The organism is Stygiolobus sp. RP850M, from assembly GCF_037389295.1.
In the GTDB taxonomy this organism is placed as follows: Archaea; Thermoproteota; Thermoprotei_A; order Sulfolobales; family Sulfolobaceae; genus Stygiolobus.
In genome coordinates this window covers 43,783-56,419 of the sequence record NZ_JBBHKU010000040.1, presented here as the reverse complement: position 1 = coordinate 56,419, position 12,637 = coordinate 43,783, and the positions used below count along the sequence as shown (strand labels likewise).

General features: G+C 37.8%; 22 protein-coding genes. 10 read left to right on the top strand and 12 right to left on the bottom strand.

The genetic code is table 11. From position 1 onward, the window contains the following. The first annotated feature begins 47 nt into the window (after positions 1–47). Complete coding sequence (locus tag WIW52_RS04280) at positions 48–749, top strand: ABC transporter ATP-binding protein (protein ID WP_337708813.1); 702 nt, start codon at positions 48–50, stop codon at positions 747–749. Here the strand turns inward: WIW52_RS04280 and WIW52_RS04275 are convergent. Further along, positions 742–888 (bottom strand): DNA-directed RNA polymerase subunit P, encoded by a 147-nt coding sequence (locus tag WIW52_RS04275; RefSeq protein WP_156005298.1) that lies wholly within the window; start codon positions 886–888, stop codon positions 742–744. The two genes, WIW52_RS04280 and WIW52_RS04275, sit on opposite strands and share 8 nt — an antisense overlap. An 86-nt stretch (positions 889–974) precedes the next feature. Here WIW52_RS04275 and yciH point away from each other — a divergent pair, with 86 nt between their 5' ends. After that, complete coding sequence (yciH, locus tag WIW52_RS04270; protein WP_337699416.1) at positions 975–1,274, top strand: stress response translation initiation inhibitor YciH; 300 nt, start codon at positions 975–977, stop codon at positions 1,272–1,274. A 164-nt stretch (positions 1,275–1,438) separates the two neighbouring features. Here the strand turns inward: yciH and zfx1 are convergent, their stop codons facing one another. Continuing rightward, entirely contained in the window at positions 1,439–1,753 is a 315-nt protein-coding gene (zfx1, locus tag WIW52_RS04265; protein ID WP_337699414.1) for a zinc-containing ferredoxin Zfx1, read from the bottom strand. A gap of 62 nt (positions 1,754–1,815) precedes the next feature. Here zfx1 and WIW52_RS04260 point away from each other — a divergent pair, with 62 nt between their 5' ends. From WIW52_RS04260 to WIW52_RS04250, 3 genes are read left to right on the top strand one after another with little or no spacing between them, the layout of a single operon-like run. Next, the gene (locus WIW52_RS04260) at positions 1,816–2,394 is read left to right on the top strand and encodes a helix-turn-helix domain-containing protein (RefSeq protein ID WP_337699412.1); all 579 of its coding nucleotides are present in this window, start codon (positions 1,816–1,818) and stop codon (positions 2,392–2,394) included. Beyond that, positions 2,391–3,365 (top strand): aminotransferase class I/II-fold pyridoxal phosphate-dependent enzyme, encoded by a 975-nt coding sequence (locus tag WIW52_RS04255; RefSeq protein ID WP_337708811.1) that lies wholly within the window; start codon positions 2,391–2,393, stop codon positions 3,363–3,365. The genes WIW52_RS04260 and WIW52_RS04255 overlap by 4 nt, the downstream gene beginning before the upstream one ends. 19 nt (positions 3,366–3,384) lie before the next feature. After that, positions 3,385–3,816 carry a GtrA family protein gene (locus WIW52_RS04250; RefSeq protein ID WP_337708810.1) on the top strand — a complete coding sequence of 144 codons (432 nt, stop codon included), beginning with the start codon at positions 3,385–3,387 and terminating at the stop codon, positions 3,814–3,816. On the opposite strand, the gene alaXM is transcribed toward WIW52_RS04250, so the two are convergent. Together alaXM and WIW52_RS04240 are read right to left on the bottom strand one after the other, a co-directional pair. Next, the gene (alaXM, locus tag WIW52_RS04245) at positions 3,813–4,517 is read right to left on the bottom strand and encodes an alanyl-tRNA editing protein AlaXM (protein ID WP_337708928.1); all 705 of its coding nucleotides are present in this window, start codon (positions 4,515–4,517) and stop codon (positions 3,813–3,815) included. The genes WIW52_RS04250 and alaXM overlap by 4 nt on opposite strands. Positions 4,518–4,551: 34 nt before the next feature. Then, positions 4,552–4,809: a hypothetical protein gene (locus WIW52_RS04240; RefSeq protein WP_337699405.1), complete on the bottom strand. Its 258-nt coding sequence runs from the start codon at positions 4,807–4,809 to the stop codon at positions 4,552–4,554. Between the two features lie 99 nt (positions 4,810–4,908). Between WIW52_RS04240 and cdvB1/B2 the strand changes: the two genes are divergently transcribed. Both cdvB1/B2 and WIW52_RS04230 read left to right on the top strand, forming a co-directional pair. Beyond that, positions 4,909–5,529: a cell division protein CdvB1/B2 gene (gene cdvB1/B2, locus WIW52_RS04235; RefSeq protein WP_337699443.1), complete on the top strand. Its 621-nt coding sequence runs from the start codon at positions 4,909–4,911 to the stop codon at positions 5,527–5,529. A 66-nt stretch (positions 5,530–5,595) separates the two neighbouring features. After that, positions 5,596–6,741, top strand: coding sequence for a tryptophan--tRNA ligase (locus WIW52_RS04230; RefSeq protein ID WP_337708809.1), 1,146 nt, complete (start codon positions 5,596–5,598; stop codon positions 6,739–6,741). Here WIW52_RS04230 and cbp1 read toward each other — a convergent pair. Next, positions 6,710–7,156 (bottom strand): CRISPR DNA repeat-binding protein Cbp1, encoded by a 447-nt coding sequence (gene cbp1, locus WIW52_RS04225; protein WP_337708926.1) that lies wholly within the window; start codon positions 7,154–7,156, stop codon positions 6,710–6,712. The two genes, WIW52_RS04230 and cbp1, sit on opposite strands and share 32 nt — an antisense overlap. Positions 7,157–7,306: 150 nt before the next feature. Between cbp1 and WIW52_RS04220 the strand changes: the two genes are divergently transcribed. Continuing rightward, the gene (locus tag WIW52_RS04220) at positions 7,307–7,876 is read left to right on the top strand and encodes a LysE family transporter (protein WP_337708807.1); all 570 of its coding nucleotides are present in this window, start codon (positions 7,307–7,309) and stop codon (positions 7,874–7,876) included. Next, positions 7,860–8,582: a 5-formyltetrahydrofolate cyclo-ligase gene (locus tag WIW52_RS04215; RefSeq protein WP_337708805.1), complete on the top strand. Its 723-nt coding sequence runs from the start codon at positions 7,860–7,862 to the stop codon at positions 8,580–8,582. Before WIW52_RS04220 ends, WIW52_RS04215 begins: the two co-directional genes overlap by 17 nt. Here the strand turns inward: WIW52_RS04215 and WIW52_RS04210 are convergent. After that, positions 8,550–8,903, bottom strand: a complete 354-nt coding sequence (locus WIW52_RS04210; protein WP_156005328.1) for a helix-turn-helix domain-containing protein — start codon at positions 8,901–8,903, stop codon at positions 8,550–8,552. The two genes, WIW52_RS04215 and WIW52_RS04210, sit on opposite strands and share 33 nt — an antisense overlap. Positions 8,904–9,008: 105 nt before the next feature. Between WIW52_RS04210 and WIW52_RS04205 the strand changes: the two genes are divergently transcribed. After that, a complete protein-coding gene (locus WIW52_RS04205; RefSeq protein ID WP_337708803.1) occupies positions 9,009–9,227 on the top strand; it encodes a hypothetical protein in 219 nt (72 codons plus the stop codon). Here the strand turns inward: WIW52_RS04205 and WIW52_RS04200 are convergent. The 6 genes from WIW52_RS04200 to WIW52_RS04175 are packed head-to-tail and all read right to left on the bottom strand — an operon-like array spanning position 9,219 to position 12,625. Beyond that, positions 9,219–10,136: an Mrp/NBP35 family ATP-binding protein gene (locus WIW52_RS04200; protein WP_337699394.1), complete on the bottom strand. Its 918-nt coding sequence runs from the start codon at positions 10,134–10,136 to the stop codon at positions 9,219–9,221. The two genes, WIW52_RS04205 and WIW52_RS04200, sit on opposite strands and share 9 nt — an antisense overlap. 3 nt (positions 10,137–10,139) lie before the next feature. After that, positions 10,140–10,709 (bottom strand): adenylate kinase family protein, encoded by a 570-nt coding sequence (locus tag WIW52_RS04195; RefSeq protein ID WP_337708801.1) that lies wholly within the window; start codon positions 10,707–10,709, stop codon positions 10,140–10,142. A 14-nt stretch (positions 10,710–10,723) separates the two neighbouring features. Next, positions 10,724–10,885, bottom strand: a complete 162-nt coding sequence (locus WIW52_RS04190) for a hypothetical protein (protein WP_337699389.1) — start codon at positions 10,883–10,885, stop codon at positions 10,724–10,726. After that, on the bottom strand, positions 10,882–11,445 hold the full coding sequence (locus WIW52_RS04185; RefSeq protein WP_337708798.1) for a rhomboid family intramembrane serine protease: 564 nt from the start codon (positions 11,443–11,445) through the stop codon (positions 10,882–10,884). The genes WIW52_RS04190 and WIW52_RS04185 overlap by 4 nt, the downstream gene beginning before the upstream one ends. Positions 11,446–11,476: 31 nt before the next feature. Further along, positions 11,477–12,079, bottom strand: a complete 603-nt coding sequence (locus tag WIW52_RS04180) for a peptidase M50 (RefSeq protein WP_337708796.1) — start codon at positions 12,077–12,079, stop codon at positions 11,477–11,479. 39 nt (positions 12,080–12,118) lie between these two features. After that, a complete protein-coding gene (locus tag WIW52_RS04175) occupies positions 12,119–12,625 on the bottom strand; it encodes a hypothetical protein (protein ID WP_337708794.1) in 507 nt (168 codons plus the stop codon). Positions 12,626–12,637: the final 12 nt, after the last annotated feature.

Sequence of the window (12,637 nt, the reverse complement as noted above, 5' to 3'; positions counted from 1 at the left end):
TTCCTCCATCTGAGTTTTAATACTATATTTTCTTTTACTTATCTCTTGTGGAATGTATAAAAGTTAAGGATCTTCTTAAGCGTTATGGAGATATCGTAGTATTGAACGGAATTTCTTTTGAAGTAAAGTGCAGTGAGAAATGGGCTCTCCTCGGGCCTAACGGAGCTGGGAAGAGTACTACTCTCAAGATTCTTGCGGGGCTTATAAAACCTGATAAGGGAGAGGTCAATATTAAGGGTCACGATCCTACTTCTTTGGACGCAAAAAGGTTAATCGGTTATTTGCCTGAGGACGCTGACCCTTTCCCAGCGTTGACTGTGGAAGACAATCTTAAGTTTATGATGGTTCTCAGGGGGATAAAAAACGAGGATAGGGCTGAGAAGTTACTTGAACTTCTGGAGCTCGATAAGTATAGAAAATATAAAGCGGTTGAACTTTCTAGGGGGAGTAGGCAAAAGTTGGCTATAGCTATGGCTGTCCTCCACTCTCCTGAGATACTTTTACTGGACGAGCCTTTGAATTATCTTGATATTCCAACTCAGGACTTAGTTATCGAGCTTTTCCGGTCTTTCAGGGATTCGACCTTCGTAGTGTCGACTCACATAATGTCCGTAGCTGATAAATTAACGGATAAGGTCATGGTAATATCAAACGGTAGTATAAAGTGGATGGGGACTTTTGAGGAACTAAAGAGTATGGGAGAGTCTGTTGAAAAAGTTATAGCTAAATTGATAAAGGGGATTAGATAGCTTTCACTACTTTAACTGTAGGCTTTCTTACCATGAATATTACTTTATATCCACAATAGGGGCACCTGACCCCAGGTAGTGCTTTAAGCTGTGCATCGTCAAATTCCTTCCAACACTTGCCACATCTATATCTTGCCATCTCCACTCTCATCTACTCCAGTAAATATAAACCTAACTGTTAACAGAAAAGTTGAAAAAGCCGTATTAGTAATAAAGTGTTTGAGAATGTCTGATCTCTGTGGCGGATTACCCCCCGAAATATGCGAACAACTAAATAGAGAAGAACAATTTATTAAAATAAAGGTCGAGAAAAGGAGATACGGAAAAGAGGTTACGATAATAGAGGGGTTGAATGGTACAGACGCGGATTTAAAGAAGATTGCTTCGGAGCTTAAGTCTAAGCTAGCAGCAGGAGGTACTGTAAAAAACGGGAAAATAGAGTTACAAGGAGACCATAGGGATAAGGTTAAGGAAATATTAACAAAAATGGGGTATTCAGAATCGAACATATTGATAATAGAGTAAATTCCTTATTTCTTATATCACTGTTGAAAGAGGTGGTATTCATTTTAGTGTAGCTTACTTACTGTAAAAGTTGTAAAAATTATTTGTGATAAGTGAAAGTATAATTTATTATTGTTTATTAATATCGAACTTGTCTTCTGATATGAAAATAAAAGAAAAGTTTGTTATGGTGGTTTTACGTCAATTGCAGCTACTGGGCATACATTTACGCAAGCCATACAGAAGATACATGCTTGTTCGTTAACTGGGTCTGCCTTCTTTTCTGAAGCCGGATGCCCGGGTGTGTCAAACCATTGGAATACATTAACTGGGCATGCATTTATGCACGCACCATCAGCTATGCATAAATCGAAGTCTACTCCGACTATTGTACCGTGGATCCCCAGTGTTTTCGGCGGTTCGACAGGTCCGTAAACCTTGTGCCCGTTGTGTTCTTCTACTACTTGCCTTGATGTTCTGTAATTAGGATCTATGCCCATTCTAATCCCCAATTACTAAATGCCATTAGTTTAAAATATTTTAAACCCCAAAATATTTCGGGATGCTACTTCACGTTCAGTTACAAACTCCTATAGAAGAATGGTTAAGTACTTTTAACGTTCAAAAGAACTCTATTAGTATTCTTGATATTAAACAGGATAAAATAGACGTTAGGCTACTGATTGAGTTTAAAGGGGAACTCCCTAAAGAATTTCAAAATTCATTTACAAAAGTAGATAAAAATGTTTATTTAGGTACAGTAAGAGTAAATTCCAGAATAAGTACTATTCTTGCAAAATATACAATTATTCAGGGGTATGTTATTAATAACTCATTGGTTTGGGTTTTGGTTTTAGAAGGTTATCCTGAATTTCGGAGAGTACTGAGGGAGTTTGTTGAAAACAAAATCGACGTGAAGGTTATAAAAGTTGTGAAAGTAAGATCCAAGAGTATAGTTACCGCAAGGCAAGAACAGATATTAAGGATAGCCCTTGAGGCTGGTTATTATGATTATCCGAGGAAGGTAACGTTGAAGAAATTGGCTGAAAAACTCAATATAAGTTTATCCACACTTGACGAGATACTAAGAAGGGCGGAGAAGAATATAATAGAATCTTACCTGAGGGATAAGGGATTATGAAGCATGGAGGCGTAAAATGGATAAAGGGGGAGCCGGAGAGTATTAATGATTTCAGTGTGAATCTTAATCCCTTGGGTACTCCTGATTTTGTGAAGGAGTTAATAAGTGAGGCAGTTAAAAGGGAGATTTACACTTATTATCCACCTTCTGAAGATTATAGGGAAATTAAGGAACTCATTGCAGAAGTCTATAATTTAAGTCCTGAATTAGTGGGTGTATTTAACGGTGCGTCAGAAGCTATTTCGCTTTTGCCTCCATGTTCCGTCCTAGAGCCGAACTTCTCTGAATACAAGAGGAGTAAGAGTTACTTAGCGAGGGAACTTAATGACGCATTTGAGTACACTTTACCTTCGTCAGAGTCATGTGTAATAACCAGTAACCCAGTTAATCCTACTGGGTCGTTCATAAAAGATAGTGATATAGTAGAGTTCTTAGAGCGAGGGGGTAAATTATACCTCGACGAATCATTTATAGACTTGAGTATTCTCCCTAATAATTTTAAACTGGCTGAGGAGTTTGAAAACTTAACAATTATTTCGTCTTTCACGAAATCTTTGGCAATTCCAGGTTTAAGGCTGGGGTTTACAATAGGTCACAGCTCTAAAAACTTAGAAAGATTGGCACCCCCGTGGAGGATAAATAGTATAGTTTACTATGTTTTCTCCCACGTTACGGCTAAGGAGATAAGGTCTTTCCTTTCTAAGACGCGTTGTCATATAGCTGAACTGCTAAACTCGTTCTCTTCTCCTTTCAAGTGGTATAAGAGTGTTACCAATTTCGTATTGCTTGAATTTCCGGTTGAAACTTCTATCCTGAATTCCGTATTGAGGTCTTATGGATACCAAATAAGAGAGCCAGAAGGGTTTATGGGTTTAAGAAAGACTCACGGAAGAGTTACTTTAAGTAAGAGCACTTCACAATTACTAAGGGTAATCTCTCATGTTCTAAATAGTGAAAAGTTTTATAAATAGTAATGTTAGATTTAAACACGTGCTTGAAAAAATTATAAAATATGCCATAGTAGGTGGGCTAGGGACGGTCGTAAATGAGGGTGTATTGTTATTACTTAAACCAGTCTTACCGATAGCTGTTTCTCTTGCTCTTGCAATTGAATTTTCGATCTTGTTTAACTTTCTGCTTAATGATGTCTGGACGTTTAAGAAAGAAAGGGCAGGTTCCTTTCTGAATAGGATGGTGAAGTTTCACGTATCGTCTTTAGTTGGAGGAGTCGTACAATACGCAGTAGTTATTGTGTTAATACTGTTGATTTTACCCTACGGTAATTTAACGTCAATATTGTTTTTGCTGTTCTTCTCCTCTGTTCATTTATCCTCAATCTATTTAGCTATAATGAACTTTATAGGGGTAGTTGCAGGATTCGGAGTAAGGTTTGTGTTAAGTATTAAATATGTTTGGGCTTAAGGTTTGAGTGTGTAATAAATTCTCTTTCTGTTCTTTCCCTTATTCTCTACTTTTAGAAGTACTATTTCACTTATTTCTGAAGTGTTTTTAACATGGGGACCCCCATCAGCTTGTGTATCAACCCCCTCTATTTCTACAATTCTCCACACCTCTAATTCTGGGGGCATCCTTTCTGCCAATTTAACTATTCCAGGGATTTTTAGTGCTTCTTCTCTCCTTAGGAAGTAAACTTTTACCTGGAGGGATTTTTTGACAATTCCGTTTGCCTCCTCAATGAGTTTCTGTAGTGCTTCTTTGTTCTCTATAGAAAAGTCGTCTTTAGCATATTCTGGAGTTATATTACCTCCGGTTATTCTAGCGCCGTATTTTGAATAGGCTATTGCAGCTATTATGTGAGATGCTGTATGCAGCCTCATCATCCTATACCTTCTATTCCAGTCTATCTCTCCCTTTATTTTCATTCCTTTTTGAAGTAATTCATAATTACTCGTCTTATGGTAGATTTCTCCATTTATCTCTTTCACTTCCACAATTTCCAATTTATTCTGATCTATCTGAATAAATCCTCTGTCAGCTTCCAAACCTCCGCCTCCGGGATAGAACGCAGTCCTGTCTAGGATAATCCCCTCGGGAGTTATGTCTGTAACTGTAGCTTCAAACTCTCTTACATATGAGTCAAAAAGGTAAATTCTCTTTTTCAGGGAATCGTTTAGGGGTAACTCACGATCGCTCATTTCACTCACTCTTTCTCAAAGAAACTATACAAGTACCGTAGTGGTATTCGTATTTTATGCTATCTGGTTCTACGTAGGTGGGGAGGGATATTATCTTTATCACGCTGCTGGTCTCGTTATCATAGATGTACAGCTGTTTTTTATTTGCCTTTACCAAGAGTTTACTGGAATCCTTCCCTCTCAGGTCTATTATTACGGTAAGCAGGTCTTTTCCGGGTAATATTTCTACTTCCGGGTCATCATCAATTGTTGTTGGCAATATCTATCCCAAAAGATCTCTTTTGTTTGAATCCTATTAAAGGTATATTATTTAGTCAACCCCTTTATAAATCTTTCGTATACAATATATTAATTGCCCATGTTGGGTAAAGAGTTCCAAAAGATGTGGAGTGGTAATGAAAAGCAAAAGATTCCAAAGAGCAAGGACCCCCTCAAGATGAGGTTAATACAAGCACAGTACAGAGTTAGGTCAATGATCAGCAGGCTGGACGCTTATATAGCAAGGATGCAGGAGAGGGATAGGTCACTATTCGAGAGGGTAGTAGAGGCTCAGATGTCCAAAGACTACACAAGAGCAGCCATGTATGCTAACGAAGTCGCTGAGATCAGAAAAATAACTAAGCAGTTACTCACTACTCAGATAGCCCTAGAACAAGTATCGTTAAGGCTAGAGACAATAACTGAACTAGGCGACGTTTATGTTAACTTGATACCAGTGATGGGTGTAATCAGCGAGCTGAAGACGACACTGAAGGGTGTAATGCCCGAACTTTCCATAGAGCTTGCGGAGCTAGGTGACGGTCTACAAGAGGTAGTTATCGAGGCTGGAGAGTTTGGCGGAGTAAGCGCTGCAGGAGTAGCCTCTTCACCAGAGGCAAGAAAGATACTGGACGAAGCATCAATGGTGGCAGAGCAGAGAATGAAGGAGCAGTTCCCAGAGCTACCCGCTTCCGGAATAGTTCAGAATCAGAAGACCTAAAGGTCTAGTTTCTCTTATGTCTTTTAATTTAATCCTTTTTATATTAAACCCTTTTCCTATTTATTTGTGGCACAAGATTTTAACGTTACTCCATGGGAAGTTAAGGGAAAGGTAGACTATGATAAGTTGATCATTCAGTTTGGAACTCAGAAGCTGACTGAGGAACTAAAAGAAAAAACTAAGAGACTTATAAACGATGAACTTCACGTTATGCTTAGGCGTAATGTGTTCTTTTCTCATAGGGACTATGACCTGATATTAAAGGATTATGAAGACGGAAGAGGCTTTTTCCTTTACACCGGTAGAGCTCCTTCTTTAGGAATGCACATTGGACATTTAATTCCTTTCATATTCACGAAATGGCTGCAAGACAAATTTAAGGTAAACGTATATATCGAAGTCACAGATGATGAGAAGTTCATGAGAAATGTCGATTACACGCTTGATCAAACTAGGCAATGGGCATATGACAATATTTTAGATATAATTGCTGTTGGATTTGACCCCGATAGAACTTTCATTTTCCAAGATACGGAGTATATTAGAAATATGTACCCTATAGCAATCAAGATAGCCAAGAAGCTGACGTTTAATGAAGTAAGGGCTACTTTCGGCTTAGACACCTCTTCTAACATAGGCATTATCTTTTATCCTGCTCTGCAGATCGCCCCTACTATGTTTGAACGTAAAAGATGTCTTATTCCGGCTGGTATTGACCAAGATCCTTACTGGAGACTGCAAAGGGATATAGCAGAGAGTTTAGGATATTATAAGGCTGCTCAGATCCACAGCAAATTTCTGCCACCTTTAACAGGTCCTGAGGGTAAAATGAGTTCGTCTCAACCAGAATCTGCAATATATCTTACCGATGATCCTAAAACTGTAGAGAGAAAGATCATGAAATATGCATTCTCTGGAGGACAACCTACAATAGAACTTCATAGAAAATACGGAGGTAATCCGGATATAGATGTTTCCTTTCAGTGGTTATATATGTTTTTTGAACCAGACGATAATAAGATAAAGAAAATCGAGGAGGAATACAGAAGTGGTAAGATGCTGACGGGCGAGCTAAAGAGTATACTGGTTGAGAAATTAAATGCGTTTTTAGAGGAGCATAGAAACAAAAGGGAAGAAGCTAAAAAGTTAGTTAATACGTTCAAATATGATGGAACGTTAGCTAGAGAGATGTGGAAGAAGATTCACGAATAGATTTATAAAGTCCCATTTTCTTTAAATGATATACTATTAAGTTAGTGGATTTTCCTAGTTTCTTTGCGATCTTATATATTGACTCTCCGCGCTTATACATATCTTCGATCATCTTTATTTCACTGTCCTTTAGTTTTCTCACTCTCCTACCTAAATTGTGTTTTTGTAGTATCCTCAGAACCGTTGATTCGCTAATTTTCAGTTCCTTACTAATAGCTCTCGCACTCTTTCCTTGTTTTGCAAGTTCAATAACCTTATTTTCGTCCACTTTGTTACTTCTAAGTTTTACCCCAGATTTAATAAGTAAATTCCTTACCTTACCGTAACTGAGACCAGTAAGTGATGCAATATTCCTTATTGAATAGCCTTGCTCGTAAAGAGACCTAACTTTTTCCTCCATTTCATTTTGCATGATGATTACAAAATCATCACTTAAAATAAACTTTTTCCAGATTTACCGTATATTATCTAAGAGGAGAAAAGATTACGTTAAGGTGAAAAACTGAATTAATTATCTCTTTTGGCATAGTTCAACTTTAAAGCGTGTTTCAATTTAATTAAATTGATGGGCATTTTTTACATTATATTGATAGGTGCTGTTATGGGCCTTTCAATCGCCGCACCACCCGGTCCTATAAATGCTATGATGGCACATGAATCTTTAAGATCCTCGTTACACGGAACCAGTGTAGGGGCCGGGGCGATGACTGCTGACTTCATATTTTTCTTATTAACGTTCTTTTTTAAATCTCTAATACCTCAGAACGTCTTATTTATCTTTTACATGATCGGAGGAATTTATATGTTATATCTCGCCTACGGTGTTTGGAAAACAAAGACTTTTAACACGAGCATTAAGGGCAGTTACGTTAAAGGTCTTACCACAGCCCTCGTTAATCCTTACCAGATAGGGTGGTGGCTAACCTTTGGGATATCTATGCTCGACCAGTTTTCCATTTATATAGCACCAGGCTTTTTCTTAGGTATACTCATCTGGATCCTTTCATTTCCTGCGGTTATCAGTAAATACGGAAAGGATTACATCTCATATGTCAAGATATTTTCTTTAATCGTCCTAACGGTATTTGGAGTGTATTTCCTTTATCAGGGGGTAAGTTATGTTATCAAAATGTGAAATTAGAAAAAAAGTTTGGAGTCTATTGGAGGAAACTAATATAGCCGCATTTCCTAGGCCAGTATTGGGTAGAATCCCTAATTTCAAGGGGGCAGAGAAAGCGGCGGAAAAGCTTTCGGGTACTCCTGAATTCCAAAGAGCTAAATTCATCAAGGTAAATCCAGACTCACCGCAAAGATATGTAAGAGAGGTAGCTTTACGCCAAGGTAAAATTGTTCTAGTACCGACTCCTAGGCTTAAAGGGGACTTCTATCTATTAGACCCATCCAAAATTAAAGACTTCAGGGAAGCATCTAAAATCTCAGGGTTTGCCAAGTACGGTGAGGTCGCAGATATATATTCTATTCCAAATATAGATTTGGTTGTAGTTGGCAGTGTAGCGGTTACGCTATCAGGAGACAGAGTAGGCAAAGGAGAAGGGTATAGTGAGTTAGAGTTTGCAATATTGAGAGAATTAAATAAGATTAATGAAAAAACTCCAGTTGTTACGACAGTCCATGATATTCAGATAGTGGAAAGTATACCCGTAGAGCCTTACGATGTACCTTTAGATATAATTGCAACTCCGACTAGGGTTATAAGAGTGAATAGGACTAGAGAAAAGCCACTTGGTCTTTTACTGGAATATTTAACCAAAGAAAAGATCGAAGACACTCCCTTTCTGAAAAAATATTTAGGCCAGAGAAAGCGAAATAACACCCTTTAATTCTCTGCAAAGTTCTTCAGCTTTTCTGGCTAATTTCTCCTTAAGCTCCTCTCTATTTACATTGTAAATATACTTAGGTCTTCCTCCTTTGCTATTTCCTCCCTTCTCTTTTTCTATCAATCCCGCGTCAGCTAATTTCTTTAACACGAGGCTGGTTCTACTTTTGCTTATTCCCAGTTCGGTAGATATTGTGTCAACGTCCTTTCCTCCTTTACTTTCAAGGATTTTCAGGAATGCATCTATTTCGGCTTCAGATAGACCATAAGCTACTGCGAGAAATCTTTTGAAAATTGTAATTTTTTCATTAATTTCAATACTCATTTTTTCACACCTTACATCTTTTATATTTAATATTCATTTTTTTAAACTTAACTACTATTTCACCTTTACACTTATTATTTTTAAATTATTGTATAATCCGATAGTATGAACAAGGATGAGTTAAGGGAAGTAATACTTCGAATACTTGAAGAAAGGAAAGGTGAAGGTTTAACTTCAACTGAAATTAGAAATATTCTAATTGAGAAAGGCGTGGAGTTTAACATGATAGAATTTAGAGAAGTACTAGCTGATCTAGTAAGGGAAGGTAAAGTTAAAAAAACTCCTGATTATAACGTTAGAAAGTTTAAGTTTTCTTTACCCTGATTGGGGCGTTTCTTGTTGACTGTTCTCTACAATATGGATAACTTTTTCTGCTATTTTCATGAACTCCTTTGATGCAGGATCATCTGGATACTTTAAGAAGAATGGTTCTCCTAAATCATTTGCCTGAGCCACTACTGGGTCTAGAGGTACTTGTCCTAATAGAGGTACTCCCATTTCCTCTGCCATTTTCTTTCCTTTACCCTCTCCGAATATATAGTAAGGTTTGTTGTCACTCGGGCATAGGAAGTAGCTCATGTTTTCAATTACACCTAGGATCCTAGCGTTTATAGTCTTAGCAAAGGTTATAGATCTTTTGACTGCTAGTGTAGAGACTTCTGAAGGTATTGTAACTATGATCATACCAGTTAAGTTAGGGACTAGCTGTGCTACTGACAGAGCCTCATCACCGGTCCCAGGCGGCATATCTATTATTAAGTAGTCTAACTCTCCCCATTTGACGTCTCCTAAGAATTGTTTAATTGCAGTGTGTTTTATTGCTCCTCTCCAGACTACTGGTGTATCGTCCCTTGGTAATAAGAAGTCTATTGAGACCACCTTTATACCAAAAGGACCTACTACCGGGTTTATTTCGCCCTTATCGTCAGCCGTCAAGTATTGTCCCCTTACTCCTAACATCTTAGGGACCGAAGGACCGTGGAAATCTACATCAACTATTCCTACACTTCTTCCTGCTGCCGCTAATGCCATGGCTAAGTTAGATGATACAAAAGATTTTCCTACCCCTCCCTTTCCGCTAAGCACGGCAATTTTATATTTGACGGTCTTCATTTTCATTTGGATTTTTAAGTCTGCAGCTTGAGGGGCTTGAGGGGCTACCTTTCTCAAGTCTCTTGGTTGTTTGCTCGGCTGAGGAGATGAAATTCTGAATGGATTATTCCCAGTACTCAAAATTTATTCCCTATTCTCATAATCCTCGTATTCACTAATAATCTTATCTAATTCAAATAATAATGATTGAACTCTCTCATCCCCTAACCAGTCCACTCTCTCGCATTCATGATTCTCTACCATCTCCAGTATGCGATCTATAGTCTTATCAGTGACGTCAATTTCACATACATTACTGAAATTCTCATATGCTTCTGAACTTACTACACCTAATATTTCAGCTTCAACGTTCTCAGCTACTTTTAACTCGTTCCATCCCCTCTTTTTCAATTCTTCATAAAGGGATAAGGGGTGACGTCGTAAGACTACAACCTTATCGGCTTTGCTTACGAGCGCTGGATATACTGTCTCTATTACTAAGTTATTCTCGGTGCTCAGGAGCTCCCTTATTACACTCTCTGCTTTCTCTTCATCTAAAATGTAAGTTTTTCTATTCTTGTCATATTCAGAATAAGCCTTCTTTTCTACAAGAAAAGAAGATAGATGAAGTAGCTTAAAGTTAAGCTTTTCCGATAATGCCTTCGCAACCGTAGACTTGCCTACTCCCGGAGTACCAGAGATTACTATAATCAACGTGATAAGAGTGATCACCGGAAGGCTAAAACTGTTTCTATCACGTATAAGGCTATTGATAAGCCTATAAGCAAGAGTTTGATATCTCTATCACCGCTACCTTTCCATATTTCATACACTCCATAAGGAAACATGGCAAGCCCTATAAAGAATAGAACAAGTTCTATTATGTTCATATAATAGATCTTTGTTCGTGTCTTACCTTAAAAAGCAAAAGGGAGAATAGTAACCCACCTATGGTACCACCTATGTGGGCTAGAACGTTCACTTGGAGGAATGGAATAAAATCGCTTACAATCAGCGCTACTATAAGGAGTATTAAACCACCTTTTTCGTTCTTCTTTAGATATTCATAAACTGCATAGAACGATAGAAGCCCAAAGATACCGCCAGAAGCTCCAGCAGAAGGTAAACCGTTAGGGTAAACGAGTAGATACAGTATGTTACCGAAAACGCCAGTGATAAAGAAAATAGCGATCTCTACAACTCCTTCTTTCGACCTGAATAAATAGTACAGTATATACAAGGCAATTTCATTGAATCCAAAGTCAATGAAACTCGGTGTAATCAGTATAGACGTTATTAATTCCCAATAGAAATGATAGTAAATTATTAACGGGTTATATTGTACGAGAAAGAGGAGGTAATAAGGGTCCAATAACTCTAGAACTTGTCCTACAATATAACCCGACCCAACGAGTATCATAATCAAAACGGTAATTGGTATTCTCTTCATTATTGATTTTTCCTCCTAAGGAGAATTAAGTTCACCTCACTAGGAATGTTAGGATGAAGGAGATAAGTATTGCAACACCCCATGCCAGTTTGTTCCACCTTAACACTTTAAATCCATCTAACGGTGGTATCGGGATCAAGTTAAAGAAAGCTACATAACTATTAAATGCAAATATTTGTAGAAGAATTGCGTTTACAAGAGGGTTCCCGAATAAGAAGGCACTTGCAAACAACGAGATTATTGCAATTATTATATTTGTAACCGGACCAGCAAAAGCTGTTTTACCCGATAATTCTTCTCCCATTAGCCCGAATCTACAAAGTATAGCTGTATATCCTGCGACAAAGATTAGAATGCCATGTATGTAATATCGACTAAGGAAGTTTATTAGGAATGTTACAAGAAAGCCTTTAAAACTCAACACAAACCTGGAATTACATCCGTAATTTCTTGCCGTCTGCCTGTGAGCCAGCTCATGGGGGACAATTGCTGTAGTTGCTGTTAAAACTGCTATTCCTAAATAAAGCGGATTAAAAGACATGAAAGCTACTGCAAGAGAAAGTATTGCTAGAACGAAAGAAAGAGCTTCATTTAAATCTCTGAATTTCACTTCGAGTTCATTAATAAAGCTCAAGGTTATCTTCCAAGTTATCTCGGCTATTGGCTAAAAACTTTATTGAATGCTTATATCAGTGGAGTAATCAAAATTAGGAGACTCAATACGCCAAACCAATCCTCTCTTTTTATCATCTATCGATATCATCTTCTCTCTAATTATTCCTTCAAAGCTTACGTTTGATAATTTCTTGAAAGCATTAAACGCTTCGAATACCGCAAACTTGTATGGATAAGGCATTTTTATTTTTACACAATCTAGAGACAGAATATTTCTCATTGTGGTAAGCATAGCGTCGTTGAAAAATTCAGGTTTACTAAAAGTAACTTGTGCAGTACCATTGTAGTTCACGATGGTTACAAACGTGTGGAACTCTTCACTCCCCTTCATGATCCAAAGCTCAAATATAGTCCCTAGATTACAAGGTTCCTCAACCTTACTCTCTCCTCCGGTATAGGAGGTAAACAAAGGGGTCTTATCAGCTACGAACTCTGATAAAGAGTTTGCAAAAGCCTTAGGTTTTATACCTACCTTTCCAAGCTCTTCTACAATTGATTTTGTCAAACCGATTACGTT